Annotated in this window: 22 protein-coding genes, 6 tRNA genes and 1 pseudogene; 10 read left to right on the forward strand and 19 right to left on the reverse strand. The window is 41.5% G+C overall.

Annotated elements, in window-relative coordinates; translation table 11 throughout:
* The first annotated feature begins 93 nt into the window (after window positions 1-93).
* Window positions 94-1338 carry an NADH:flavin oxidoreductase/NADH oxidase family protein gene (locus FTU46_RS06650; protein ID WP_180104605.1) on the forward strand — a complete coding sequence of 415 codons (1245 nt, stop codon included), beginning with the start codon at window positions 94-96 and terminating at the stop codon, window positions 1336-1338.
* 67 nt (window positions 1339-1405) lie between these two features.
* Here the strand turns inward: FTU46_RS06650 and FTU46_RS06655 are convergent, their stop codons facing one another.
* The 13 genes from FTU46_RS06655 to pyrC all read right to left on the reverse strand — a co-directional run bounded on the left by FTU46_RS06655 (window position 1406) and on the right by pyrC (window position 11159).
* Entirely contained in the window at window positions 1406-2827 is a 1422-nt protein-coding gene (locus tag FTU46_RS06655) for an iron-containing redox enzyme family protein (protein WP_180104606.1), read from the reverse strand.
* A gap of 303 nt (window positions 2828-3130) precedes the next feature.
* Window positions 3131-3206: transfer RNA gene (locus FTU46_RS06660), tRNA-Glu, on the reverse strand.
* A 45-nt stretch (window positions 3207-3251) separates the two neighbouring features.
* Window positions 3252-3327: transfer RNA gene (locus FTU46_RS06665), tRNA-Glu, on the reverse strand.
* A gap of 24 nt (window positions 3328-3351) precedes the next feature.
* Window positions 3352-3427, reverse strand: a tRNA-Glu gene (locus FTU46_RS06670).
* Between the two features lie 131 nt (window positions 3428-3558).
* A complete protein-coding gene (locus tag FTU46_RS06675; RefSeq protein WP_180104607.1) occupies window positions 3559-4470 on the reverse strand; it encodes an alpha/beta hydrolase in 912 nt (303 codons plus the stop codon).
* A 248-nt stretch (window positions 4471-4718) separates the two neighbouring features.
* On the reverse strand, window positions 4719-5612 hold the full coding sequence (locus FTU46_RS06680; protein WP_180104608.1) for an alpha/beta fold hydrolase: 894 nt from the start codon (window positions 5610-5612) through the stop codon (window positions 4719-4721).
* Between the two features lie 84 nt (window positions 5613-5696).
* Entirely contained in the window at window positions 5697-7109 is a 1413-nt protein-coding gene (locus FTU46_RS06685; RefSeq protein WP_180104609.1) for an amino acid permease, read from the reverse strand.
* Between the two features lie 109 nt (window positions 7110-7218).
* A tRNA-Glu gene (locus FTU46_RS06690) sits at window positions 7219-7294 on the reverse strand.
* Window positions 7295-7504: 210 nt separating this feature from the next.
* Window positions 7505-8935, reverse strand: coding sequence for an amino acid permease (locus FTU46_RS06695; RefSeq protein WP_180104610.1), 1431 nt, complete (start codon window positions 8933-8935; stop codon window positions 7505-7507).
* A gap of 132 nt (window positions 8936-9067) precedes the next feature.
* The gene (locus FTU46_RS06700) at window positions 9068-9223 is read right to left on the reverse strand and encodes a hypothetical protein (protein WP_004782839.1); all 156 of its coding nucleotides are present in this window, start codon (window positions 9221-9223) and stop codon (window positions 9068-9070) included.
* Between the two features lie 161 nt (window positions 9224-9384).
* A tRNA-Glu gene (locus tag FTU46_RS06705) sits at window positions 9385-9460 on the reverse strand.
* Between the two features lie 20 nt (window positions 9461-9480).
* Window positions 9481-10140 (reverse strand): ribonuclease T, encoded by a 660-nt coding sequence (gene rnt / locus FTU46_RS06710; RefSeq protein WP_034704922.1) that lies wholly within the window; start codon window positions 10138-10140, stop codon window positions 9481-9483.
* Window positions 10125-11159, reverse strand: coding sequence for a dihydroorotase (gene pyrC, locus FTU46_RS06715; protein ID WP_180104611.1), 1035 nt, complete (start codon window positions 11157-11159; stop codon window positions 10125-10127). The genes rnt and pyrC overlap by 16 nt, the downstream gene beginning before the upstream one ends.
* Before the next feature lie 152 nt (window positions 11160-11311).
* On the opposite strand from pyrC, the gene FTU46_RS06720 reads away from it, so the two are divergent.
* Window positions 11312-12583, forward strand: coding sequence for a GGDEF domain-containing protein (locus tag FTU46_RS06720; protein WP_180104612.1), 1272 nt, complete (start codon window positions 11312-11314; stop codon window positions 12581-12583).
* Between the two features lie 56 nt (window positions 12584-12639).
* Here FTU46_RS06720 and argG read toward each other — a convergent pair whose 3' ends face one another.
* Window positions 12640-13983: an argininosuccinate synthase gene (gene argG / locus FTU46_RS06725; RefSeq protein ID WP_005234795.1), complete on the reverse strand. Its 1344-nt coding sequence runs from the start codon at window positions 13981-13983 to the stop codon at window positions 12640-12642.
* Window positions 13984-14228: 245 nt separating this feature from the next.
* Here argG and FTU46_RS06730 point away from each other — a divergent pair, with 245 nt between their 5' ends.
* The 8 genes from FTU46_RS06730 to FTU46_RS06765 all read left to right on the forward strand — a co-directional run bounded on the left by FTU46_RS06730 (window position 14229) and on the right by FTU46_RS06765 (window position 21276).
* The gene (locus tag FTU46_RS06730) at window positions 14229-14582 is read left to right on the forward strand and encodes a hypothetical protein (RefSeq protein WP_125278928.1); all 354 of its coding nucleotides are present in this window, start codon (window positions 14229-14231) and stop codon (window positions 14580-14582) included.
* A gap of 147 nt (window positions 14583-14729) precedes the next feature.
* On the forward strand, window positions 14730-16766 hold the full coding sequence (locus tag FTU46_RS06735) for an NADPH-dependent 2,4-dienoyl-CoA reductase (protein ID WP_180104613.1): 2037 nt from the start codon (window positions 14730-14732) through the stop codon (window positions 16764-16766).
* 87 nt (window positions 16767-16853) lie between these two features.
* A tRNA-Ser gene (locus tag FTU46_RS06740) sits at window positions 16854-16944 on the forward strand.
* Window positions 16945-17367: 423 nt separating this feature from the next.
* A complete protein-coding gene (locus tag FTU46_RS06745; RefSeq protein ID WP_034704912.1) occupies window positions 17368-19068 on the forward strand; it encodes an NAD-dependent malic enzyme in 1701 nt (566 codons plus the stop codon).
* Between the two features lie 431 nt (window positions 19069-19499).
* On the forward strand, window positions 19500-19715 hold the full coding sequence (locus FTU46_RS06750) for a cold-shock protein (RefSeq protein ID WP_004782814.1): 216 nt from the start codon (window positions 19500-19502) through the stop codon (window positions 19713-19715).
* Between the two features lie 102 nt (window positions 19716-19817).
* Complete coding sequence (locus tag FTU46_RS06755) at window positions 19818-20045, forward strand: hypothetical protein (protein WP_004782813.1); 228 nt, start codon at window positions 19818-19820, stop codon at window positions 20043-20045.
* Between the two features lie 70 nt (window positions 20046-20115).
* Window positions 20116-20313 (forward strand): hypothetical protein, encoded by a 198-nt coding sequence (locus FTU46_RS06760; RefSeq protein ID WP_034706083.1) that lies wholly within the window; start codon window positions 20116-20118, stop codon window positions 20311-20313.
* 477 nt (window positions 20314-20790) lie between these two features.
* Entirely contained in the window at window positions 20791-21276 is a 486-nt protein-coding gene (locus tag FTU46_RS06765) for a CinA family protein (protein ID WP_180104614.1), read from the forward strand.
* 108 nt (window positions 21277-21384) lie between these two features.
* On the opposite strand, the pseudogene FTU46_RS16875 reads toward FTU46_RS06765, so the two are convergent.
* The 5 genes and pseudogenes from FTU46_RS16875 to FTU46_RS06780 all read right to left on the reverse strand — a co-directional run bounded on the left by FTU46_RS16875 (window position 21385) and on the right by FTU46_RS06780 (window position 26520).
* Window positions 21385-23611: pseudogene (locus FTU46_RS16875) on the reverse strand (ImpA family metalloprotease).
* Window positions 23539-23916, reverse strand: coding sequence for a hypothetical protein (locus FTU46_RS16690; protein WP_257224609.1), 378 nt, complete (start codon window positions 23914-23916; stop codon window positions 23539-23541). The pseudogene FTU46_RS16875 and the gene FTU46_RS16690 overlap by 73 nt, the downstream one beginning before the upstream one ends.
* Window positions 23917-23964: 48 nt before the next feature.
* A complete protein-coding gene (locus FTU46_RS16695; RefSeq protein WP_257218571.1) occupies window positions 23965-24312 on the reverse strand; it encodes a hypothetical protein in 348 nt (115 codons plus the stop codon).
* Between the two features lie 223 nt (window positions 24313-24535).
* Complete coding sequence (locus FTU46_RS06775) at window positions 24536-25516, reverse strand: class I SAM-dependent methyltransferase (RefSeq protein WP_180104615.1); 981 nt, start codon at window positions 25514-25516, stop codon at window positions 24536-24538.
* 305 nt (window positions 25517-25821) lie between these two features.
* The gene (locus FTU46_RS06780; protein WP_180104616.1) at window positions 25822-26520 is read right to left on the reverse strand and encodes a pirin-like bicupin family protein; all 699 of its coding nucleotides are present in this window, start codon (window positions 26518-26520) and stop codon (window positions 25822-25824) included.
* Window positions 26521-26671 lie beyond the last annotated feature (151 nt).

A 26671-nucleotide genomic window follows, 5' to 3' on the forward strand; every position in this document is an offset into this window, starting at 1 on the left:
TAAAATTTGTATCCATTTGACAATATGAATTGTCAATTATGGCAAGTTAGGTTATAACACATACAAAATAAGATAAACATTTCAGGAAAGTACATGACACAATTGGCCGATTCCATCCAGATCCGTAATACCCAGTTTAAAAACCGTATCATTAAAGGTGCCATGAGTGAGGCGTTGGCCAATGATGCAGGCCAACCCAATCAGGCCCATTTAAAGTTATATGAAGCTTGGGCCAAAGGTGGTTTAGGCTGTGCGATTACGGGTAATGTCATGGTGGATTTTCGTGCCAAGAATGAACCCGGTGTAGTGGTAGTAGAAAGTGAACGTGACCTGGAAAAGTTAAAAGCTTGGGCGAATGTCGGCAAATGTCATGGCATGGTGCAACTGGTACAGTTATCTCATCCTGGACGTCAGTGCCCAAAAGGCTTGAATAAAGAAACCGTAGCACCTTCAGCTGTACCTTTTAGTCCAGCATTGGCGATGAGTTTCGGTACGCCACGTGAACTGCGTGAAGATGAAATTTTAGATATTATCCAGCGCTTTGCGACTTCAGCTGCCATTTGCGAAAAGGCGGGATTTGAAGGCGTGCAGTTACATGGGGCGCATGGTTATCTAATTAGCCAGTTTTTATCGCCCCTGACCAATAAGCGCCAAGACCAGTGGGGTGGCAGTATTGAAAACCGCAGCCGATTCTTGCTAGAGGCTTATAAGGCAGTGCGTGCAGCAACTTCAGAGAATTTTATCATTTCAGTGAAATTAAACTCGGCAGACTTTCAGCGCGGTGGCATTAGTGAAGAAGACGTTATTTATGTTTTTAAGGCGATGGATGCAGCCGGGATCGATATGATTGAAGTTTCTGGCGGAACCTATGAAGCACCTGCAATGGCCGGGGTAAAAGCAGAGAAGCGTAAAGCATCAACGGTTGCCCGCGAAGCCTATTTCCTAGACTTTGCCGAAAAGATCCGTCAGGAAGTAAATTGCCATTTGATGGTGACGGGTGGCTTCCGTACCGCAGTGGGTATGAATGCAGCCCTTGATAGTAGCGCATGTGATTTTGTCGGTATTGCACGTCCATTTGCGGTCGAGCCTGATCTGGGCAACCGTCTGGTGGCTGGGCAGGATGTACGTTATGCAGTAGAGAAAATTAAAACCGGTATTCCAATGATCGATAAAATGGCGATTATGGAAATCATCTGGTATGCCGCACAATTTAAAGAAATTGCCAAAGGTAATCGACCAAATCCAAAACTGTCGCCTTTAAAGGTATTTTTAAATTACGTAAAAGGTAATGTGAAAGCTGTGATTAAAGGTCAGATCAATTCACGTAAATCGGCTTAATTTGTATAATGCATTGAAGCAAAAACAGGGCATATAAAATGCCCTGTTTTTTTTATGAATGACCTTTTTAAGAATAAGTCATGGCTTGAGTCTGAAAAGGGAAGAGCAACTGAGAAAGCTGACGTGTTGCCCACAAGCCCACTTCCTGATGATGCATATGCGGTGCCACGTAAGGAATCAATAAATCAATCTTTTGTTCGGCAGCAGCGCAGCGATTCAGACGGCTTTTCAGCTGATGGATCTGTTGCTGGTCAATACGGTTCAATACCGGTTCCATCTGGTTATGAACTTGAGATCTGCTACGTGATGACAGACGAGCGGCAAAAGTCTCACCTTGAATCCAGTCTTTAATAATCTGTTTTTCAGTCGCATTAAATACACCAAACATTATGCCATCTGGATCATCAATCATTTTCCAGAACCGGCTTTGTTCTACAGGTGCATCTTTTACAATCCAGCCTTTTTCAATCATGACTTTCAAGAAGTCTGCAATCTGTGCCGGATCGGATAACCACTCATTAATGGTCTTGCCACTAAACTGGCATTTCTGGTTATGGATATATTGTCCAATCAGCGCTTTGTTCTGAAATACTTTCAAAGCCAGTTTTTCAGTATCCAGTTGCTTGATGATCTGGGAAGAACTTTTACCAATGTCATTCAGCACATAACCTTTTTTAATCAGGTCTAGATACTGGGCAGGATCTTCAGCGAGTGCATACTGATCTAAATAGGCTTGCAGCGATTTTTGTGCATGACCGTTGTGAGCATTATCAATGGTAATGTGTACATTGAAATAATGTGGATCAATACCGAGTTCAGACAGCTCATAATTGGTAATTAACAGGTGTAAGGGCAGCTGCTCATAACCCAGATTGAAACCAATTACTAACGGCAGATATTCTGGCGGCGCATAGGCCAAAGCCAGCTGCACGGCTGCTTGTTCATAATAGCTGGCATCCAGTTGCTCAGCATAGCTGTTCAGCTCATAATGATTCAGCAAGTCCTGATACATGGTGACATGATTGGCACGGGTATGACCCATGCCTAGTTCTTCCAGATAGATATAAATCAGGTCTTTGGTTTCCGGACGATTCCAGTTTTGCACAGTTGAATACAGCCATGAGCCGTCTACCAGTTTTACAGGTGCGACTTTGGCCAGGAACTCAAATGCATGTGACACAGTCGGGAAGTATTCACGTCCTTGCTGCTGTCTACGCCGCTCTACATAAGACTGGAAGATTGCGCAGGTTTGGTGGTGCTGTTCAAGAAAATGTTGCTCTACATGTCTGGGTTGATTCAGCCATTCCAATCCAGCCACATCAACTTGCTGGATTAAATCTCTTAAATAGTTCTCAGCCTGTTCGGTCTTTACTGCCGTCGAAATCTGTTGATCTTGAAAGAAGTTGACCCAATCTTTAAAGTTATTAAATTGATGATTATGATTTTTAATAGATGATTCAGGCGAACTTAACTTTGTACTGACGAACATAATCTGATCCTTGCAGATATATTATGCTTTCTAACTTAACGGCATGCTTATACCACCGGTGTTGATTTTTTGTTCGGATTTATAGTGCGATTGCTGTAAATGAATATGAATGGATAACGAGTTGAAGAGAAATGTAAAAGAATAAGATTTTTGAATGAATTAATTTATAAACAAATAAAATTGCAATCAAAGAAATTTGATCAAACGTTAAAAACAGGAATGAAGGAACAAGCAATAAAAAAGCCCAAGTCATCATGCTTGGGCTTTTTTATGAGAAGTTAATTAAATTAACCATCTCGAATATGGCGTCCCTACGGGGATTCGAACCCCGGTTACCGCCGTGAAAGGGCGATGTCCTAGGCCTCTAGACGATAGGGACAATGTAGAAGTGATATTTTAAACCAGAACTTTTGATCTAAAGTAATGGCGTCCCTACGGGGATTCGAACCCCGGTTACCGCCGTGAAAGGGCGATGTCCTAGGCCTCTAGACGATAGGGACTTAATAAAATATTACTTCTGAAATTGGCGTCCCTACGGGGATTCGAACCCCGGTTACCGCCGTGAAAGGGCGATGTCCTAGGCCTCTAGACGATAGGGACGTTTCAGAGGTGGGCGTATATTAGGGTGAAAACAGGGGGGTGTCAAACGCTTTTCCAGAGTTTTTTGGAAATTTTCTTTTGAGTGCATAAATTTAAAACAATATTAGCAGAATACTTGAAAAATGCAGGATTTAGGCCGGATTTTTAAGCAATTCCAGAATGGCTTCAACAACCTGAGGATGCAGTAAATAGCCAGTAATGTCATGTGGACGGTGAATATGTGTACGAATGCCATGATTGATGATTTCAGGTTCAAACTTGAATGGCGGTTCGGTAAGCGGAATGGCGGTGAGATAATCATCCGTTGAGTAGAAATTGATCCAGTCGCCTTTAATTGCCTTAGGTCGTACCACCGGCTGTGCCAAGCTGGATTGAATCACCTGAAAGGCTAATGGTGAACCTAAAGTAATAAAACGCTGTACATTCAGTTCAGGGTGCTGGATAAGATGATTATAGGCAATCACACTTCCTAAAGAATGGGCAATGACAATGCAGGGTTTGCGACCACTCAGTTGTCGGGCAATCCGTTCATGTACTTCTCTCATGAAATCAGGGTTATCGAGATAAAGATAAGTTTCAATCAGAAATCTCTGCAATAGAGTGCGATGCAGAGTGGGAAAATAATTGAGTAATAAGGCAAAATCCCGAAGCGCCACATTCTTGCCGAGGGCGGTAAAATAATTGAATTTCTGTCTGAAATCCATGGTATCACTTGGGCTGGGTTGGGCGAAATCGGTAATTGTGGGCCTACGCCAACCAGGACGTGGAACAGGGGCGGGAAGCTGAGGTTGAGCAGGCTTACGAAAAGGAAAGCTAGGCCATTCCTGGGGCATCAGGGTGCCAGCTTCTAGAATATTACGGACGTTATAACGTGAAAGCAGATCGCCATAAAATGGAATACGAATGTGGCGTTTTAAATAACTAAATCTGGCATCTTGTTGATGTTTGCGCATCCCTTTTTGAAGTATATGGAGCCAGCGCTGGCGGATGGAGGCAGCGCTATGATGTTGCTGATTCATTCCATGAATAAAAATAACTTTCATCGACACCCCACTGAGTTCGATAGAATTATATTTACAGTATAGAAAATATTAACGTAGCAAAAGCAGCGCTTTTTGTGGTGTTAATGTGTAAATTATCTTTGATAAAACAATAATTAACAGACATCTGTATATTTATAAAAGAGTCATAAATAAACCACAAAATGAGTAGGTATGAATAAAGAATTTTACTGAGCAGAAAAATAATGCAAAGGAAATAGTAAAATTAAATCTGTAAATTAAGATGCTTTTTAAAGTAATTCTAGCAGGGCTTCGATGACTTCCGGATGCTGGACATAGCCATCAATATCATGCGGATGATAAATTGAAGTACGAATCTCCCGATTGATAATTGCCGGCTGAAACTGAAAAGGCGGTTCTGATAATGGAAAGGCAGTTAAAAAGTCATCACTGCAATAAAAATTAATCCAGTCACCTTTAATAGCTTCTGGCCGATGAACAGGCTGGGGCAAATGTTCCTGAATGACCCGGAAAGCCATTGGTGATCCCATGCTGATAAAACGCTGTACATTCAGTTCCGGGTGCAAAAGCAGATAATGATAGGCAATCACACTTCCTAAAGAATGAGCCATTAGGATACAGGGTTTATCGCCATGCAGTTGTTGACCAATTCGCTGATGTACCTGCTGCATGAATGTGGAATTCGCTAGATAAGAATAGGTTTCGATCAGAAATTTTTTGATCAGCGTATCATGCAGGCGAGGGAAATGATTCAGTAAAATCACAAAATCCCGTAATAGAGTATTCCGGCTTAATATACTAATAAACTGCAGCTTCTGGTTAAAGGTCATGGCATCCTCAACCCTTAGCTCGGGAATTTCACAAATTTCAGGTGAATATTGATTGAGATGGGGTGGTGGTGGCTGGGATTTAACTGGAGACTGGAAAGGAAAGCGAGGCCAGTCTTGCGGCATCAATGTACTGGCATTTAGCACATTATGTAAATGATGACGTGACAGTAAGTCGCCATAAAAAGGGATACGGATATGCCGTTTGAGGTAGGCAAAACGTGTTTGTTGATGCGACTGTTCCAGACCATGTTTTAGCAAACTCAGCCAACGTTGACGCAGGGACGCAGAGCTAAATTTCTGCTTATTCATGCCATGAATATAAATAATTTTCATCGACACACCACGCTGGCTGCCTAGAACATTTTCAGTATAAATAAAAAAGAGCAGCCGAAGCTGCTCTTTTAGTCATTTTAATGTTTAAGCATTTTTGTGATAGAACTTGTAGTAGCTGGCATAGCACAGTGCAATAAATACCAGACAGCCAAAGAAACTGATACGCATGCTCGGATCAAACACCATACTGATACAGGTAATCAGACAGAACAGAAAACCCAGAATCGGTACGATCGGGAATAATGGCGCAGCAAAATCAAGATCCTTCGCTGTTTTACCCTGTTTGTACCATTCACGGCGGAAGTTGAACATGCTGAGACAGATGCTCATCCAGACCACTACCATGGTAAATGCTGCAATACCTAGCAAGTTCGTGAAGATAGTTTCCGGTGCGAACTGTTCAGACAGCAAACCAGGCATACCGCCAATCATGGTGACAATGACTGCAATATAAGGTACACCACGCGCATTTAGGCGTGAAAATACCGCTGGTAACTGTTTACTGTAAGACAATGACCACATCATACGGGATGCAGCAAATAGACCTGAGTTAGCAGCAGATAGCAATGCTGTGATAATCACAAAGCGGATAATATCTTCGGCATAAGTAATACCGATATGCTGGAATACTGTCACGAATGGGCTGCTACTGACACCTTCAGCTGCCAGACCTGCTTCCTGATGCGGAAGAAGGGAAGTCACCACAATAATCGTACCTACAAAGAAAATCAGTAAGCGGAAAATTGCAGTATTAATCGCTTTTGGTACATTTTTGGCAGGATCTTTGGTTTCACCCGCAGCCACACCAATCAGTTCTGTGCCAGAGAATGCAAAGTTTACAATCAGCATGGTGGTGAAGATTGGGAACAGACCTTCTGGGAACCAGCCTTGAGCTGTCAGGTTACTGAATAGCGGAGCAGTTTCCTGTCCTTGGTAGCTTACTACACCAAAAATAGCGAGTAGGCCAAGCAGGATAAAGGTCACGACAGTAACGACTTTCACCAGTGCTAGCCAGAACTCGGACTCTGCAAACCAGCGGGTAGAAATCATATTCAGTGCGAATACGAAAGCACCAAAAATCAGTGTCCACATCCACATAGAGCTATTCGGGAACCATTCCTGCATTAATAAAGCTGCAGCGGTAAATTCAGTTCCCAAGGTCACTGACCAGGTCAGCCAGTATAGCCAGGTAATGGTGTAGCCAGTCCCTGGTCCAATATAGCGTTTGGCATAGGCGCCAAATGAGCCAGATTCGGGCATATGAACGGCAAGTTCACCCAGACATAGCATAACCATGTAAGCGATGATCCCGCCAAGGAGATAAGCAAGAATGGCACCTACAGGCCCCGTTTGTGCAATGACTTCACCCGAACCTAGAAATAGGCCTGTTCCGATTGCGCCACCAAGCGAAATCATGACCAGATGTCGAGTACTCATAGCGCGTTTTAAAGGCGCAGAATTGCCCTGATGCGTAGCATCATTCGGAGATGAGTGCATAGGAGTCAAAAAATAAAAGAATGAAGCGGGTTATTGTAGTGAAAAACTACAAATCTGCAACGTATTAATATGGATTATGTATAAGACTTGATCGTGAGCGATCAGATAATGGCGTCCCTACGGGGATTCGAACCCCGGTTACCGCCGTGAAAGGGCGATGTCCTAGGCCTCTAGACGATAGGGACGTTGCGAGGTGATGGCTATATTAAGGACTAAGCCGGACTTTGTCAAAAGAGTTTTTACTAAAATGTATTTAACAGTTTAAACATTAGGCAAAACAAAAACTTTATTTTATTAAGATGTTATTTTCTGAACGGATTTACCTGATATGAAAAAATAAACCCAATCGGAATTGGGTTTATTAAAGAAATTATTTCAGTTCAAAAGTTTAGAATTTAAGCTTTTTGATGATAAAGCCAGTAATAACTTGCATAACATGCTGCCATAAACAATAAACAGCCAATAAAACCAGAGAGCATTTCAGGGTCAGCTGCCATACTCAGACCGGTTGCAGTACAAGTTACAAAACCTAGAGTGGGAACTAAGGGGAACCAAGGTGTACGGAATTTTAGTTCAGAGACGCTATGACCAGACTTCAGCCATTGGCGACGGAAATTAAACTGGCTCCAGCAGATACTCATCCAGACAATCACCATGGTAAAAGCGGCCACGCCCATCAGGTTTTTAAAGATGACATCTGCACCAAATTGTTCAGAGAGCAGACCAGGCAAGCCGCCAATCATGGTGACCCAAACTGCTACATAAGGCACGCCGGATTTGCTGACTTTGGCAAATAGTCGCGGTAACTGGTTTTGTGAAGACAATGCCCACATCATACGTGAAGCTGCATAGAGTCCAGAGTTTGCAGTAGAGAGCAGCGCAGTGATAATTACGAAACGAATGAAATCTTCGGCATAAGGAATACCCATCTGGGTAAACACGGATACAAACGGACTGCTGCTTAAGCCCCCATGACCACCGACCTGTAGACCTGCATCGGTATAAGTCAGTAACGAGCTGATCACAATGATGGTGCCAACAAAGAAAATCATCAGACGCCATACCGCAGCATGAATCGCTTTCGGTACATTTTTCTCAGGATTTTCGGTTTCACCGGCAGCGATCCCGATCATCTCGGTACCGTTAAAGGCAAAATTCACGATCAGCAGGGTAGTGAATAATGGGATCAAACCATTTGGTAGCCAGCCATGTTCAGTCAAATTATTGAACAGTGGCGCAGATTCATAACCTTGAAATGGAATAAAGCCAAAGATACAGCCAAAGCCCAGAATAATAAAAATCAGTACAGTCGCAACTTTAACCAGTGACAGCCAGAATTCTGATTCGGCAAAAGTACGGGTTGAGCTTAAATTGGAGAGCAGTACACCTGCAGCAAAGGTCAATGTCCATAACCAGATCGAAGTTTGCGGGAACCATTCCTGCATTAGAATCGCAGCTGCAGTGAATTCGGTACCCAAAGTGGCTGACCAGCCGAGCCAGTACATCCAGGACACCATATAGCCTGTACCCGGTCCAATATAATGGGTTGCAAAGGCACCAAAGGAACCAGACACGGGTAAATGTACGGCCAGTTCACCGAGGCAGAGCATTACCATATAGGCGATCAAGCCACCAATAATATAGGCCAGTACTGCGCCCAAAGGTCCAGCTTGTGAAATCACTTCACCGGAACCCATAAACAGGCCGGTACCAATAGCGCCACCAAGGGAAAGCATGATCAGATGACGTGTGCCCATGGCACGTTTTAACGACGGAGTTTGACCCTCAACAGACGAATGCTGTGAAGGTGGAGAGGGAGATTGCATAGCTCAATTAAAAGGAGAGATTTAAAAAAAGTATTTTAGTTTTAATTATGTGAAATATCACATAAATTGGAATTTCCTCATAAAGTTCTTCTTTTAATTTAAAAAATAAATATTTGCAAAGCCTCTTAAAAACTAGTGATCGGGAGTCTGGTATTGCTCAGTCGGTGTTTTTTCAGCAGGCGTAGTTTCTGCTCGGTTCTCAGCAGTTTTATCATCGCGACTGATCACATAAATATAAAGCGCTGAAGGTGCCAGAATAAGTAAAACAAGCAGGATTTTCTTTAGCATGGGAAAATTGATCAAAACCTAACATCAACTTGATTATAGCCTAAGCAAACGAGAAAGGGCACCAAACTCAGTCATGCGAAATTTATAACAATAGTATTGAAAGCAATAATAAGAAAAAGAGTTTTCTTGGAAAAAATGAAAGAAGAAGGGGATAAATAAGATGGCGTCCCTACGGGGATTCGAACCCCGGTTACCGCCGTGAAAGGGCGATGTCCTAGGCCTCTAGACGATAGGGACGTTTAGAAGATGGCGGTATCTTATTGATCCGCCACCAAAGTGTCAAGCAGGTGAGGTGCGAGTTTGTTTAAAATATAGCAAAACAGTTCCGCAGTCTTTTGCGTATCGTATAACGCAGAGTGTGCTTCTTTGCCATCAAACTCAATACCGGCCTGAATACAAGATTTAGCCAGAACCGTTTGACCAAACATCACCGCACTTAAAGTCACGGTATCAAACACAGAAAAACTGTGAAACGGATTCTGGTTTTTGGTTCCGGTACGGGCAATTGCTGCCTGTACAAAGCCCAAATCAAAATGCGCATTGTGACCGACCAAAACGGCATGCGTACAATTTTGCTGACGACGCACTTCATTGACCGATTTAAAAATACGTTTTAACGCGGTTTTTTCATCTTCAGCCATTGCGATCCGCATCGGATTTGACGGGTCAATCCCGATAAATTCCAAAGAGCGGCGATCCAGGTTGGCACCTTCGAAAGGATTGATATGTGCGTGGTAAGCTTCACCGGGCACAAACTGGCCATCTTCATTATAAACAATAGGAATGGCCGCAATTTCTAACAAGGCATCAGTCTGTGCATTAAAGCCTGCTGTTTCAACATCGACAACAACAGGCAAAAATCCACGGAAACGCTGACCAATGACTGGAAGAGTTTCATTTGTCACATTTTTCTCCATTGAATGGTTTTTCCTGCATATAGCGGAACGATTTGTTCACCATCCAAGTAGTCTAGACTTTCAGGAATAACTTGATCTTCTTTGACCAGCGTAATGGTTTTGGTATTACGTGGGAGGCCGTAGAAATCTGCACCAAAGTGGCTGGCAAAACCTTCTAGGCGGTCGATTTTACCTACTTGATCAAAGGCCTGAGCATATAACTCAATTGCAGTCGGAGCACTATAGCATCCTGCGCAGCCACACGCATTTTCTTTGGCATTTTTTGAGTGCGGTGCACTGTCGGTGCCTAAGAAAAATTTAGGATTACCGCTCGTTGCCACTTCAAGCAACGTTTGCTGATGCGTCTGACGTTTTAAAATTGGCAGACAATAGAAGTGCGGCTTGATCCCACCAACCAGCATATCATTACGGTTAAACAGTAAATGCTGTGGGGTAATAGTCGCAGCCACATTACGATCCTGTTCCAGTACGAAATTAGCTGCCTCGCTGGTAGTAATGTGTTCCAGAACCAGTTTCAGTTTCGGGAACTGTTTTAGTAATGGTGCTAAGACTTCATCAAGGAAACGTTTTTCACGGTCAAAAATATCGACATGATTATGCGTCACTTCACCGTGCAGCAATAAAGGCACCTGATGCTCTTCAAGCTGTTCAATGACTGAATATACTTTACGAATGTCGCTTACACCGCTATCCGAGTTGGTGGTTGCGCCAGCAGGGTAAAGTTTAATAGCATTGACATGCTCAGAATCTTTAATCTTTTTGACTTCACTTGGAGAGGTATTATCTGTGAAATACAGCACCATGCGTGGATCAAAATCGCTACCTTCAGGAACATGCGCCATAATATGTTCACGGTAGCTTAATGCTTCTTCCACAGTTTTAACCGGTGGAACAAGGTTCGGCATACAGATGGCGCGGGAAAACTGTTTAGCTAGATCAGGAACGGTGCGTTGCAGAGCGTGACCATCACGCAGGTGGGCATGCCAGTCGTCTGGCTGGAGAAGGGTAATCGTATTCAAGGCGAATTCAATCGGAGAAATAAAACAAATGATAATGCATCTATGCCTAAAATGGTAACGAGAAATATATACAAAATAAGGGATATCTATAAATTAATTTATAAAAGTATGATATTTTAAAATTAATAAAAAAATTACATAAATACTTGGCAATGGAATACAAGTACAATCTAGCAAAATTGCAAGATGAAAAAGAAAAAATAGAAGAATTAATCACACGGCAAAGTCAGCGTGTAGGCTCGGTTTTCCCTCAGAATCTGGAACAGGAGTTCTGGAGCAAAAACCTGGAGCGAGCACGTAAACATGTCGAAAAATATGTCTGGGCAGGTGTACTGACCTATTTTATTTTTCTGCTGGTCATGGTTCCGACCGACTACTGGATTATCGATTCACAATATTTCGTACAAGATTTTGTGCGCTGTATGCTGGGGCTGATCAATGGTAGTCTCGCTTTACTTGCTTTTTATTTCTTCTCCTGTCTGCCTAAAATCAAACACTTTTTTCCGCAGGCTTCCATGCTGCTAATGTTCTGGATGATAGTCTCGACCTCCTATCTGACCATGTCCATTCAAACAGTAAGCTTGCAACATCAGTCGATGGCGATCATCACCATTATCTACATCCTGGGGTATATTCTGACCGGAGTAAAACCTTTACAGATGTTAATCACGGGGTTGTTTGCCGCACTTTGTACGGTCTGGCTGTTATCCATGTTATCGATCGATTTTAATGCACTGGTCTTGGGGCGGATTCTGATCGGCAGTAGCCTATTGGGATGTGTGATTAGTTATATGCTTTTTGCCCGTGAGCGCATGATTTTTCTATATACCATGCGGGCTAGAATCAGTGAGAAAATTCAGCGGATTCATACCACAGAATTGTTGCATTTAAGCCAGCATGATGAGCTGACCAAAATCTCTAATCGTCGAACTTTCGATGAAACACTGGATATCTTTTTTGAACGTTCTCGCCGTAATCAGCATGCTTTAGCGATTTTATTTATCGATGTGGATCATTTTAAAAACTATAACGATTTTTATGGACATCAAAAAGGGGACGATGTTATTTCCAGTATTGCCTTTACTATTAAAAATGCGATCCGGCATATGGATTTCGTGGCCCGTTATGGTGGTGAAGAGTTTGTGGTACTGCTTCCAGAAACTGATGCTCATGGTGCTTATGCAGTGGCTTCTAATATTTTTAATGCGATTGAGCGTCTGGAAATTCCGCATGAGAAATCTGGTGTGGCTGATCACATCACCATCAGTTTGGGCATCACTGTGTATCGTGGTGAAGACTTTATTGATAAGGATGTCTTATTGGGAATTGCCGATCAGGCGTTGTATCGGGCCAAACAGCTAGGACGGAATCAGATTTATTATCAGTCGATCCGCACTGCAAATCCAAATAGTGTAAATACCTAAATCGAATCTATAAAAAAACCGCTCAATTGAGCGGTTTTTTTGACGTTAAAACAAACTTATTTGTTTTTGTCTTTTAATTGAGGTACTGCAGAACCTGTACCTACTGCAAGTAAGCCAGAATCTGTATAGATACCCAGTTTTGCACGTGTATCTGTGATGTCCAGGTTACGCATAGTCAACTGACCGATACGATCCGCTGGAGAGAACATAGAATCACCTTTCTCCATAGTTAAACGCTCAGCTTCATAAGTGAGGTTAGGAGATTCAGTGTTCATGATGGTGTAGTCATTACCACGACGCAGTTCTAAAGTCACAGTACCAGTGATCGCTTTGGCAACCCAACGCTGTGCAGTTTCACGAAGCATCAATGCTTGAGAATCGAACCAGCGACCTTGGTACAGAAGACGTCCCAAACGAAGACCGTTGATACGGTATTGTTCGATGGTATCTTCGTTATGAATACCCGTGACCAGACGTTCATAAGCGATGTGAAGAAGGGCCATACCCGGAGCTTCGTAGATACCACGAGATTTCGCTTCGATGATACGGTTTTCGATCTGATCCGACATACCTAGACCATGACGGCCACCAATACGGTTCGCTTCAAGAATGAACTCAACTGGATCTTCGATACGTTGACCATTGATTGCAACAGGGAAACCTTCTTCAAAAGTAATCGATACTTCTTCAGGTTTGATTTCAACTTCTTCTTTCCAGAATGCAACGCCCATGATTGGATCAACGATTTTGATACCGGCATTCAGGTATTCAAGATCTTTGGCTTCGTGAGTCGCTCCCAACATGTTTGAGTCAGTTGAGTAAGCTTTCTCTTTTGACATTTTGTAGTCAAAGCCATTGTCGATCAGGAACTGTGACATTTCTGCACGGCCGCCTAGTTCGTCAATGAAAGTCTGGTCTAACCAAGGTTTGTAGATTTTCAGGTTAGGGTTAGTCAACAGACCGTAGCGGTAAAAACGCTCGATGTCGTTACCTTTATAAGTAGAACCGTCACCCCAGATGTTCACGTCATCTTCTTTCATTGCAGTTACCAGCATGGTACCTGTTACTGCACGGCCAAGAGGAGTCGTGTTGAAGTATGGAACGCCACCGGTAGAAATGTGGAACGCGCCACATTGAATTGCAGCAATACCTTCTAATGCAAGCTGTAAACGGCAGTCGATCAAACGTGCTTTTACTGCGCCATAAGCTTCAGCTTTTTTTGGAATCGCATCGTAATCGTCTTCGTCTGGCTGACCCAAGTTTGCTGTATAAGCATAAGGTTCAGCGCCTTTTTGTTTCATCCACAAAAGAGCTGCAGAAGTATCTAGACCGCCAGAAAAGGCAATACCAACTTTTTTGCCTACTGGGACATTCTGCAAGATAGTTGCATTATCAGACATTGTTCATCCTAATGATATGAAATAGGCACGCCAGAAGTGGTGGCCTGAAAAAACACATATTGCGTCAATTGTATCATTATTTTATTTAGGTTTGCTTTAGAAAAGAAAAACTCGTTTCAAAATCTTGATTCAATAGGCTTAAATAATCATAAAATTACCGTATTTTTGACAAACGCTTAAAAAATAGGAAAATCTGGGAAGATTCAATAAAATCATTAAGAAAAAACATCTTCAGGATAGCCCTCATGAGCCCGAATATTCCTCCTTTGCCTAATCTGCAACCTGCTGCCAAAAATGAAACCTTATCGATTGTGCATGGAATCTATGCCGGTTTGCTGGTTTTTAGTACGGTTGCATTTTTATATCTGGAATATCAGCAGTCGACGATTTCCATGTTGAGTCTGGGTATTGTGTTGCTGCTTTTGGCTGTGCTGATTGTTTTGAATATTCAGACCTGTCTCAAGGTCAAACAGGGCAATGGTTCAGGACGCACCTTGTCCAGAATTATGGCGATCCTTATGCTGCTCAGTTTTCCTATTGGTACAGTACTCGGCGTAATTGCGTTATGGAAATCCAGTAAAAATCAATGGCAGCAATAAATCCATCACTCAGGTACGGCATGAATATCACAATTGGTATTTGTGCCTGAGAAAGCGGACCTGATAGTCATAAAAAGCCTCTGAAAATCAGTTAAAGTACATTGATAAGATTTAAGCTTTTAGCCAAATAAGAATCAGGAATATTTTATGACAACGACGCGCTATGCAAATATTTTAAAACCATTACATCTGGGTTTCACCACGATTAAAAACCGTGTGGTGATGGGATCAATGCATACGGGCTTGGAAGATCGTTTTTATAATTATCCTAAACTGGCCGCTTATTTTGGTGAACGTGCCAAAGGTGGTGTGGGTCTCCTGATTACTGGCGGGATTTCACCGAATCGTCAAGGCTGGTTATTGCCTGCTGGTGGAACCATGAATACCTTGGGCGATATTGCACCGCACCGACTGGTTACGCATGCCGTGCATAAGCATGGGGCCAAGATTCTGTTGCAGATTTTGCATGCCGGACGTTATGGCTATCAGCCTTTTGTGGTATCTGCCAGTCCAATTAAATCACCAATTTCACCTTTTAAACCGCGTCAGATGTCTGAGAGCCAGATTCTGGATACGATTCAGGACTATGTTAAAACTGCAAAACTGGCTAAAAAAGCGGATTATGACGGCGTGGAAATCATGGGCTCTGAAGGGTATTTGATTAACCAGTTCTTAAGCCGTCATGTCAATCAGCGTACTGATCGCTGGGGTGGAGAAACTGAAAACCGCATGCGTTTTGCGGTGGAGATTGTTAAAGCGATTCGTGCTGAAATTGGTGAAAAATTTATTATCTGTTTCCGCTTGTCCTTGCTAGATTTGGTACACGATGGAAATACCATGCAGGAAGTGATTACCGTCGCTAAAGCATTAGAGAAGGCTGGAATAACTTTGCTGAATACCGGTATTGGCTGGCATGAAGCGCGTATTCCGACAATTGTCACTTCTGTTCCTCGTGCTGCATTTGTAGATTACACTGCAGAAGTCAAAAAGCATGTTGCTGTTCCAGTTATTGCATCGAACCGGATCAATATGCCAGAAACGGCTGAAGCGATTTTGGCATCGGGTCAGGCAGATATGGTGCAAATGGCGCGCCCGTTGTTGGCAGATGCATTCTGGGTAAATAAGACAGCAACCAATCGTGTTGATGAAATTAATACCTGTATCGCCTGTAACCAGGCCTGTCTGGATCATACCTTTAAAAATAAGCGCGCTACCTGTCTGGTGAATCCACGTGCCGGCTATGAAACCGAACTGGTTTATGTCAAAACCAAAAAACCTAAAGGCATCGCCGTGGTAGGTGGTGGGGTGGCAGGCCTATCCGCAGCTACAGTCGCTGCCAGCCGCGGTCATGATGTGACTTTGTTTGAAGCCACTAATGAAGTGGGTGGACAATTTAATCTGGCCAAAGTGATTCCAGGCAAAGAAGAATTTCACGAAACCATTCGCTATTTCAAAGTGCAGCTGGAAAAAACTGGGGTAGATGTCCGTTTAAATACCCGAGTGAATCGGGAACAACTGGAACGCGAAGGTTTTGATGAGGTTATTGTGGCTACGGGCGTTGTTCCGCGTGAATTAAAAATTACCGGTAGTGATGCACCTCAAGTCCTGTCTTACGCTGAAGTATTGCGCGGCGCACCAGTAGGAGATCGTGTCGCGGTCATTGGTGCCGGTGGAATCGGTTTTGACATATCGGAATTTTTATTAAAGCCACCGCATCAGCCGCAACCGCAGCCTGTAGATGAATGGAAACGGGAGTGGGGTGTAGATCTGCATGCAAACTATGTAAGTGAAGGCGGACTGCAGCCAGCAGAAGTGGAGCCACCTGTACGTGAAATTTATCTGTTGCAGCGTAAAACTACTGCTTTAGGAGCAGGCTTAGGTAAAACCACGGGTTGGGTTCATCGTGCCCAATTAAAAAAACATGGCGTACGCATGTTACGCGGTGTGCACTACAAATCGATTACGGATGAAGGTTTGTGGATTGAAGTGGATGGGCATGATCAGTTGCTGCGTGTAGATACGGTCGTCGTTTGTGCTGGTCAGGAGTCAGTCAAAGATGTCATGCCTTCAGAGGATCAAAAGACTTTAGCGAATTACCATATTATTGGTGGAGCAAAGCTGGCTGCTGAACTAGATGCCAAGCGTGCAATTCGTGAAGGGGCAGAATTGGCAGCAAAATTGTAAGGATTTGATGAAACTATATGCAGTTGATGAGATTCACTGTAATTTTCACTTGTCAGTCGCCTAAAAGCTCCGTATTATTGCGCACATGGAAGCGTGGCAGAGCGGTTTAATGCACCGGTCTTGAAAACCGACGAGGGCTTATACCCCTCCGTGAGTTCGAATCTCACCGCTTCCGCCAGATACGAAAAACCCCGATCATTGATCGGGGTTTTTTATTGCCTAAGTTTTATTGAGTGGGAAATTGTCTGATTTTTTAGATAAAGCAGATAGATAACAAGCTAATTGATCTAATTTCCTAAATATTTTCTTATTAAAAAAATAAATGAATAAAAACGAATGCATATAGCTTTAATTTCTAAAATTTAATCTCAGGCAATTAGCTTAAGCCTAAATTCAAAAAGTATGATCCAAATTTTTATCTGACAAGAGGATATAAAAATTTAAAGCTTATTTCATTGCCGTTATCAGTTTATTAAATAGAACATTTTTCATTATTAATTCGCTGAATGACTGAAACAGCTGAAAGTCGACTAGGATAGTAGGATAATTTTTTGTTCTTTTCGGCTTTCATTTATGTCGAATTTTAAAGTGCGAGTTAAAAATGGCAACTGAACCTCTGAACCCTAAACGTCCACTTTATATTCCCTACGCAGGTACTGCATTACTTGAACTCCCATTGCTGAATAAAGGCTCAGCTTTCTCTGTAGAAGAACGTATTCATTTTAATTTACATGGACTTTTGCCCCAAGTAATCGAATCGATTGAGGAACAAAGTCAGCGTTCGTATCAGCAATACTGCTCATTCAATGATGCAATCAATAAGCATATTTACCTACGTAACATCCAGGACACCAACGAGACGCTTTTCTATCATTTGATTGAAAATCACTTAAGCGAAATGATGCCGATCATCTATACGCCAACGGTAGGAGAAGCATGTCAGCATTTTTCCGAGATTTATCGCCGTCATCGCGGGGTTTTTATTTCCTATCCGGATCGGGATCATATTGAGCACATCCTGCATAACGTGAATCGAAGAAATGTCAAAGTGATCGTGATTACGGATGGTGAGCGTATCCTCGGTTTAGGCGATCAGGGCATTGGTGGAATGGGCATTCCGATTGGAAAGCTGGCTTTATATACGGCCTGCGGAGGCATTAGTCCGGCCTATACCTTGCCAATTACTTTGGATGTAGGCACGAACAACGAGCAGCTGTTGAATGATCCGATTTATATGGGATGGCGTCAGCCTCGTATCACTGGTGATGAGTATTATGAATTTGTCGAAATGGTGATACAGGCGATTCAGCAAAGATGGCCAGATGCACTAATTCAATTTGAAGATTTTGCCCAGCACAATGCCATGCCTTTACTGGAAAAATATCGAGATCGAGTATGTTGCTTCAATGACGACATTCAGGGTACGGCAGCTGTGGCAGTAGGAAGTCTGATTGCAGCTTCTTATGCGTCAAACAAACAATTAAAAGATCAGACCATTGCCTTTCTGGGAGCAGGTTCAGCCGGTTGTGGGATCGCTGAACAGATTGTGGCAAAAATGGTGGCAGAAGGCCTGACTGATGCTGAAGCGCGTAAGCGGGTCTTTATGGTGGACCGCTTTGGTCTTATTACCCAGAATCAGCCGAATCTATTAAATTTCCAGAGAAAACTGGCTCAAGAACCAGAAAATATTGCTGAATGGGGAAATGCCGAAGAGATTATTTCTCTATTGGATGTCATCAAGTATGCAAAACCAACAGTACTGATTGGGGTATCTGGACAGCCGGGATTATTTAGTAAAGAAGTGATCACGACAATGGCTGAAAATTGTGAACATCCGATCATCTTCCCTTTATCGAATCCTACTTCTCGCGTAGAAGCTGTTCCAGCCGATATTATTCAATGGACCAATGGGAAAGCTCTGATTGCTACAGGTAGCCCATTTGCACCCGTTAATTATCAGGAACACATTTATACTATTTCTCAATGTAATAACTCTTATATTTTCCCGGGAATTGGACTAGGCGTGATTGCTTCAGGCGCTACACGAGTCACGGATAATATGCTGATGGCATCAAGTAATGCCTTAGCAGAATGCTCTCCAAAACTTCAAGACCCAACCGCCAATTTGTTGCCAGATCTGGATCAGATTCAGCATATTTCCAAGATTATTGCTCTAAGGGTTGCACAAGCTGCGGTTGAGGATGGCGTCGCTCCAAAAGTTGGTTCTGAGGTGCTGCAGAAAGCCATAGATGCGAATTTCTGGATACCGGAATACCGGGAATATAAGCGTGTGACCTTTTAATATTATTAGGGAAAGGGCAGTTTAAAATTAAGTAAAGCAGAGCGATGACATTGTTATTTCTCTGCTTCTTTGTTTGCAGGAAACGAAAGTACACTAAAATGCAAAAGTTTAACTCACTCAAGCAATATGGATTTATTTTATCAAGTCGTTGAAATTAAATAAAATATAATGAAAATTCTGTAAATAATAAAATAATATTTATAAAGTAATTAAATATATATATATATAAGAAAACTTGATTATTTTAAATCTTCCTGTATACTGGCCTTAACTAGAAAAAAGTCTTGTTGCAAAAAATCTTCCTTAAGTATCGTCGTTTTATTCATAATCCTTCGTTTTATCCAGATTTTAAGTTCCATTCTTTATTATTTTCAAAGTTACAACTGGTCATTCAGATGACTAAAAATTATTAAAAATTAGTAGGTTTTATTATGTCAAACTCAAATATTGTTAAAGGTACTGTAAAGTGGTTCAACGAAACTAAAGGTTTCGGTTTTATTCAACAAGAATCTGGTCCAGATGTTTTTGCTCATTTCAGTGAAATTGCTAGTTCAGGTTTTAAAACCTTAATGGAAGGTCAGCAAGTTGAATTCAGCGTAGTTCAAGGTCAAAAAGGCCCAAATGCTGTAAATATTACTGCGCTATAAGTCTGTAGAATAAAAAAGCACGCATCAGTGCTTTTTTATTGTTTTAAATAAAAGTTAAAAAGCTTTTTCTAGATTGGAAGAAGTATAAAAATAGGATACAAGTTGTTAAAAATTAATGAATTAATTGCAAAATCTAAAAATGGTACAGAAATTATTGTTTCTTTGATTCCCTTGAATAAAATGCAAAATACACGTCAAGGTTTTAAGGAAATTGAAGTAGGTAAAAGAGTACTGCTTCAATCAGGAATCGAAGTTGACCTGAATCTAGACGGTCGTACATTTTATACATCTTTAAATCAATTATTTAAATTAAATCATAAAGTTATTTAATATTTAAATTATATATTGGCTAACCAATTTCTAGCCGATCTCTCTTATAATCATTACTAAAGGTTTATTTATGCTTAAGCAAAATATTAATGTGAAAGATCAATTCGGTGTTCAATACGTGATTCAGGCTACTGTTGACCCTGATTTTGTTCATACCCAATCGGATTCTAACGTTAAACATATTACGGTTGAAGGTGAAAATATTCGCCCAAGTTTTGAAATGTTTTTTCAAAGCACCATCAGCGGCAAAATTTTCAAAATTATTTAGTGGTCATATGACATGACCAAAAGTGAATATAAAAAATCCTGGTATCTTGCCAGGATTTTGTCTTTGAAATTATTCACTTCTTAATTAAACCTATTCATCATCTTATAAATAAATCCTGAATTAATAAGCGCATTTTTAGTTCACACTTAAATCGACTTAGCCATCATTTTAGTGATCCCTATTTTATATCTTCTACTATTTATGCTTTTAGGCATACAACTATCATGAACCTATAAAAAATCTAATACACATCAAATCAGAAAGCCAATCAGAGTTAAAACCCGTCAAGGTTATTATAAGTTTCGTTGGTATGAACTTAAGTCATATAAATGACTGAGGATATACAGCAGGTTTAAGATGGTGAGCAAGGGCAGTTCAGTTTTGGTTTTGCTAGGACATTCAGAAGTTAAGTATTTAATCTTTTATTTTTGAATATTTAATACTCAATAGATGATCATAAAGTCAAGAGTTTACTCTATGAATAAATGTATAAAATTACTCGCCAAAAAAAAATTAAGTATTACTTTTCTAGAGAGTGCATCAGCAGGTTACCTGGCTTACCGATTTTCCCAAAATAAATATTCGGGTGATATTTTATATGGCGGACTGGTGTGTTATGACATGGGTGTCAAAAAGAATATTTTAAAAATCAAACCTGAATTTATTAAACAATATACGCCGGAATCTATGGAAGTCACACAGGAAATGGTCAGAAAAGCCAAGAAAATGTTTTATTCTGATATTTATATTGCCTGTACAGGACTCTTAAAAAGAGGCGGGACAGAAACCAAAGAAAAGCCAGTAGGAACTTTTTTCTATGTAATTTCTTATAAAGATGAGCTTTATAGTTTCCGCTTTCTTTGCAGAGGAAAACCGAGAGAGAAATTAAAAAAACTGGCGAGAAATATCAATCTGAGCTTAATTGAAATCCTTGAAGGCAGTCGGGACAAGAAAAATAAGTAAATCGCTATTTATTTAGCTCTTGATAGTCGCTCATACACTGATCATAAAAATGCCCTGCTATAAAAAATCCCAGCCGAAGCCGGGATTTTTTTATATTTAATCGATCAATTAGTAAGGATAATTAGGGACAGGGCCATGCGTTGGAATGGTGAGCCATTGTCCTGTTGCCAGGCGATTTGAACCACCGTCCGGTTGCGCATAGAAATACAAAGGTGCAGTAGGCAGATTAAGCATAGCGACTGAAGCATGTGCGGTTGCAGTTACAGGTAAGCCATAAAGTGCATAAAAATCTTTTAGGTCATAGCCCATGATTTTTGAACTGAGTACATAAATCAGGTCAGGGCGGCTCATGTTTTTCGCATTAAATGCAGCTAGTCCCAGTTTATTCTTATCTGCTTGAGAAGCTTTACTTAAATCGATCTGGTTATATAAACGTTGTGCCGTATTCAGTAGGCGTATGAACTCAAATACACCCTGAAGATCAGGTCGTGATTTACCTTGATGTAAACGGGTATAGTTCATGGCCATCTGGATATGGAAAGCCTGCATCGATACATGATAGCCATCTTGCCATAAGCGTTTTTCCATGGCGGCACGTTGTGCCTCACCTGACAGACCAAGACTTCGTGTATCCTTGATATTGGCATATAAAGTTGGGTGACGGAAATTGCTGGCATTACTGTCCTGAGCATATAGATGATATTTACGCATCATGCTTAGGCCTGCCAGAATGTTGTTATTACATTCCACTACGCAACCAATAGTTTTCCCGGTTTCAGTGGAAGGGAATACCATGGTTAAGACATCCTGAACAGTATTATGTCCCAGTTCATGCACCCAGCCCCAACCGGTATCAATGCCAGTTGACCCATCTGATGGATTTCCTGAGCACAGGAAGCCACAGGTCGCAATCCAGCCCACAAAATGTTGAACACGGGGCACGATGAACTGTGCCGGTACAATCCCAGCCTAATTCATTACAACGCTGTGCCGTACTGCTATCCAGCGGCATGTTGTTATAACCGTTGGCAATGTGGTTACTGTCAAAGATTACGCCCTTAATCTGATCCACATAGGTACGTGCCGATCGATCACCAATGGCTTTTAAAGCATAGTCATTGGGCTGTTGAATTTCACCACCAGCAAATTTAAAAGTGTTCCAGCCGAAGTTTCTACTTTGCAGGATGCTGGTGGCTTCGCTAATATCCGCTTCAGTGATCATTTGAGTAAAATCATAATGCGCATATTTTGCTGCGCCTTTGATTTTTAAGGTCACCACCGAGCCTGCTTTGGCATTGCTGTAATTCAACATCAATGGTCCACCGAACGGGCTAATAAAGTCATTGCTTTGAGTGGCGTCTAATTTTACGGTGAAACTATTGGGACGGCGAGGACGTTTATAGCCGCCATCATCAAAGGGATTGCCCCAGGCACGTAAATAGCTGGTCTGGACTGAAAGCTGCGCACCTTGAGCATCAACAATCTCAATACTGACAGGCTTGCCCGGAATGCTGGCACGACTAATTGTGGTAATTCCGCTGCCTTGCGGAATGGTCACGGTAATGGTTTCGGCTTGAGCACTGACAGTCATGTTTTGTGCAGAGGCTGGCATATAATCGCCGGCACCATTTGGATTCACCAATGTGGTTTTGCGTTTATAGTCCGTCCAGGAGTCGCTGGCATAGGTACGCATAAAAGTCAGAGCATCGCCATTTTTCGACAGTCCGCTGTAATTCACGCCTGGACGCCAGAGATCTGCCAATAACACCAAGGCTTTTAGAATCTGATTATTATTTTTTGCGCTAAATGCAGTAATGCCTTGTGCATTTAAATTTTGTAGATTGGTAGAAGCTTTATTGATGGTTTGAATCAACGGATTATTGGCATTTAAATCACCTAGATGTGCCGCACTTGGTGACTTGAAATATTCCAGCATTTGGATCGTACTATCAATGTCATTCACTTTATTCCATTGATCTGTGATAGAACGTCCTGAAGACATGAGTAAAGTATCTTGGCCACGCCAGTAATTATTATTGGTCTCAATCTTCAATGCCGAAAAGATTTTTTCCATCGGTGTAGTGACGTTATAACCCATTGCCTGGAAATATATTGGCTTACCTGCCTCCAGATATTCCTGAATCAAGCTGGATTCAAAATTATTGGCGCCGATATTACTGCCTAAAATCATCAGGTCAGCATCTTTCCAGCAGGTATTGGTTTGATCCAGTACATTACATTGTAGAAAGGTAACTTTAACCCCTAAATGCTGGGCAAAATATTTTCTATCATGCTCAGGTTGGTTTGTGCCAGGCCATTCACGGTAAGTTTTAATTCTTGTTTAGGCTGTGCTTGTGTTTTCCCCGTCAATAGCCAGCGAAAACCATTGTTGAGCACGGGTGCAAAATCTACCACGTCAGGACTATTCGCTGAGATCCCTCCAAGCATATTCTGGCCAAAAGCCAGCGCACGGCCTTTACCGATTTGTGATGCGACTCCCAAACCACAGCCTTTATTCGCCTGCTGACTTAAATTCCAGCCGCAGGCTTGATCTGAAACTGCGATTGGTAAAGCTGCGCTTAAATCATAAGGATAAAGATTAATCGAAGCAGTTGGCGTAAATTGCAGTTGAGGTTGCAAAACTTTGCCATTCGAACTGGTATAGAGTGAGGTAATTAAACCCTTTTGTCATGTTTGTTGTTGCTTGGCGAGCTGCAGGGCCCAGTCTAGCAATGTAGCGGAATCTTGCTGAATCAAAGGTCGGGCATCACCTGTGCTCAATGCCTTATTAATCCGGGTGGTTGTTGGCGTTTGTGGATTTAAAGGTGGTGTACTGCCATCAGGTGTTTCTACAGGTGAGGGGGATGATTCCTCGTTATCAGATGGATTAGTTGTTGATGGTGGATTAACAGCAGAATCTGGTGTTTCTGCAGGAGAAGATGTTCCGCTACTACCACCTCCACCACAGGCAATCAGACTCATCGATAGCGATAAGGTCAGTAAGGCTGTTCTCAACCTCAAATAATTTCTTTCCACAATTTTCCCCAAGGTATAACCAAAAAGACGACATTATTTTTAAAGTTGTCGTAAATCTCAGATGAGAATTATAGAAGTAAGTGGCGATAAAATAGAACTAATATTTAATTTAAGTATATGATTTTTAATGATAAATAATCTTAAATGTGATGCGGGTTGAGTTAATTTTTATTTGTTTTAATTAGGCCGCAGTTTAAAGATGGCCTCAATCCCAGCTGAAATTTCATGTTCTATCAGTTTTGACTTCGAACTTAAGTAGGGCCAGCGCGATTCTTTCTACATGTTGATAAGCAGGTTGCTCTAACTCCTCACCGAAAATATCCGGATCAATTTCCTCATAACACCAGTCAATATTTTGATGCTGTTTCATCAAAGCTTCCAGATGCTGTAAGAAGCGATTGCCATCCTGACAAATAGTGACGCCAGTATATAAAAATAGACGTCCATCTGGACTGAGTCGTTGTAAACCCTGTTTAATAATCTTAAAAGACAATTCATTACCATCCAGTTCATTGCCTCCATGACGGTATTGCCGTTGATCTGGATCAATTAAATAAGGAGGATTGGCAAAAATCAGGTCAAACTGACCTTCAAGACCAGAAAATAAATTACTTTGCACAGGATGAATCGTATCAAAACCTGAAAAATCGATATTAATCTGGCTATAGAGAAGAGCTTTAGGATTCAGATCTGCGACAAAGATTTCCTCATGATCTGGAAAATGTTTAGCTATATGAATTGCAGCAGCAGAAGTGCCACAGCATATTTCAGCCGCCCGTTTAAAAGAATTGGCCTGTAAAGATAAATACTGCTTTAAATGATAGGCAAAACGGTAAGTATCAGGACCAAAAAAAACAGCGTCCTGTTGGGTCGTAGGAAAGGCTGAATGAATAAATAATTCGTCTTCAAGTGAAGCGACTCTGATCAGACTTTTATATGTATTATCCTCAACTTCTAGAAGCTGATGTTCTAACAATAACGAAAAAAGAACAGGATCAAGATCAGTAATTGTAAATTCCAGATTCCAGCCAAAGATATCCTGTAGGGTTTTCTGTTTATTTTTTTCGCTTCTTTTGCGATCCAGAATCCGTTGATGAGAAAGTGGGGTAATGGCGGTAAACTGATATTGCTGCTGTTTTAAAAAATTTAATAGAAAGTGCAGAGCTTGTTGCTGGCTGCTTTGGATTTCTAAAATCTGGTTCATTAGATGTGCTCTTCGGTTTATTCAGAATAAATGAAAAGGTGCATACACCTGTTTAATCTATACAAGATAATGACCAGAACAGCCATTCGCTATATTGATTCAATCAAAATGGATCTGATTAATCTTCGCCCAAAATTTACTGTTGTTCGGTAAAAAACTGATGTGAATTGGTTTAATTTGTATAGTGGGATATTGAAGCTCACATCCTCGTAAGGAGTGAATCACTTTTATTTTTATATGTTTTCTATAAAAATGCCGACTGATCAAAATGATGAGTCGGCATAGACTGAATATAAATAGAAATTTTAATGAGCAGCTTCTGGTAAATCAAACCAGATCACCTGAGCATCTTCAATTGCTTTAATTTCTGCGTCATCCATAAAGGCAATCGCACCACCAGCTTCAACTGTATATTCCGAAATTTGTACTGAACCAGAAATCACATGTACATAATTGATATGCTGGGTTGCCTTAATATCTAGACTTTGACCTTGCTGGATCACTGCGGTTTTGACTTCTGCATTTTGACGAATGTGCATGGGTGCATTGTCATTTGGTCCACAAATTAAATGCCATTGATTTGGTTGTTCTTTTGCGTCCAGACGAATTTGCTGATAATTTGGCTGAGCATCATGTTCATTCGGAATGATCCAGATTTGCAGGAGATGCACCTGTTCATCGCCCTGGTTCATTTCACTATGACGTACACCGGTTCCAGCACTCATCAGTTGCCATTCACCTGCTGCAATACCGCCATGATTGCCCATACTGTCCTGATGAGTAATCGTGCCTTTCAATACACAGGTCAGGATTTCCATATTGTCATGCGGATGGGTACCAAAGCCCTGATGTGCATCAATCAGATCATCATTAATAACGCGTAATGCACTCACGCCCATATAGTTCGGATTATACCAGTTGCCAAATGAGAAGCTGTGTTTAGACTCCAGCCAGCCCATTTTTACATGACCACGATTTTCACTTGGATGTAGAAAAGCTTTCATGAATTTATCTCACTTTAATTTTTAACTTGAGATCATCATAACGTTGTTTTAATTCTTAAAAAATTATAAACAGGCGACAGATCATTGCATTTTTGCAACGATATAAGAGAAAGCAGGTATAAAAAAGCCCACTCGTAAGCGGGCTTAGGTA

Origin of the sequence: Acinetobacter sp. YH12108 (genome assembly GCF_013419055.1) — a bacterium.
Taxonomy (GTDB): Bacteria; Pseudomonadota; Gammaproteobacteria; order Pseudomonadales; family Moraxellaceae; genus Acinetobacter.

What these genes read in the sequence shown, in the direction of transcription:
- FTU46_RS06745 (WP_034704912.1), top strand. Translation starts at nt 17,368, where the DNA reads ATGGCAACTGAACCTCTGAACCCTAAACGTCCACTTTATATTCCCTAC.
- FTU46_RS06685 (WP_180104609.1), bottom strand. Translation starts at nt 7,109, where the DNA reads ATGCACTCATCTCCGAATGATGCTACGCATCAGGGCAATTCTGCGCCT.
- FTU46_RS06735 (WP_180104613.1), top strand. Translation starts at nt 14,730, where the DNA reads ATGACAACGACGCGCTATGCAAATATTTTAAAACCATTACATCTGGGT.
- FTU46_RS06695 (WP_180104610.1), bottom strand. Translation starts at nt 8,935, where the DNA reads ATGCAATCTCCCTCTCCACCTTCACAGCATTCGTCTGTTGAGGGTCAA.
- FTU46_RS06750 (WP_004782814.1), top strand. Translation starts at nt 19,500, where the DNA reads ATGTCAAACTCAAATATTGTTAAAGGTACTGTAAAGTGGTTCAACGAA.
- FTU46_RS06675 (WP_180104607.1), bottom strand. Translation starts at nt 4,470, where the DNA reads ATGAAAGTTATTTTTATTCATGGAATGAATCAGCAACATCATAGCGCT.
- FTU46_RS06720 (WP_180104612.1), top strand. Translation starts at nt 11,312, where the DNA reads ATGGAATACAAGTACAATCTAGCAAAATTGCAAGATGAAAAAGAAAAA.
- FTU46_RS06655 (WP_180104606.1), bottom strand. Translation starts at nt 2,827, where the DNA reads ATGTTCGTCAGTACAAAGTTAAGTTCGCCTGAATCATCTATTAAAAAT.
- FTU46_RS06730 (WP_125278928.1), top strand. Translation starts at nt 14,229, where the DNA reads ATGAGCCCGAATATTCCTCCTTTGCCTAATCTGCAACCTGCTGCCAAA.
- FTU46_RS06700 (WP_004782839.1), bottom strand. Translation starts at nt 9,223, where the DNA reads ATGCTAAAGAAAATCCTGCTTGTTTTACTTATTCTGGCACCTTCAGCG.
- FTU46_RS06765 (WP_180104614.1), top strand. Translation starts at nt 20,791, where the DNA reads ATGAATAAATGTATAAAATTACTCGCCAAAAAAAAATTAAGTATTACT.
- FTU46_RS06650 (WP_180104605.1), top strand. Translation starts at nt 94, where the DNA reads ATGACACAATTGGCCGATTCCATCCAGATCCGTAATACCCAGTTTAAA.
- FTU46_RS06760 (WP_034706083.1), top strand. Translation starts at nt 20,116, where the DNA reads ATGCTTAAGCAAAATATTAATGTGAAAGATCAATTCGGTGTTCAATAC.
- FTU46_RS06780 (WP_180104616.1), bottom strand. Translation starts at nt 26,520, where the DNA reads ATGAAAGCTTTTCTACATCCAAGTGAAAATCGTGGTCATGTAAAAATG.
- FTU46_RS06680 (WP_180104608.1), bottom strand. Translation starts at nt 5,612, where the DNA reads ATGAAAATTATTTATATTCATGGCATGAATAAGCAGAAATTTAGCTCT.
- rnt (WP_034704922.1), bottom strand. Translation starts at nt 10,140, where the DNA reads ATGGAGAAAAATGTGACAAATGAAACTCTTCCAGTCATTGGTCAGCGT.
- argG (WP_005234795.1), bottom strand. Translation starts at nt 13,983, where the DNA reads ATGTCTGATAATGCAACTATCTTGCAGAATGTCCCAGTAGGCAAAAAA.
- FTU46_RS06775 (WP_180104615.1), bottom strand. Translation starts at nt 25,516, where the DNA reads ATGAACCAGATTTTAGAAATCCAAAGCAGCCAGCAACAAGCTCTGCAC.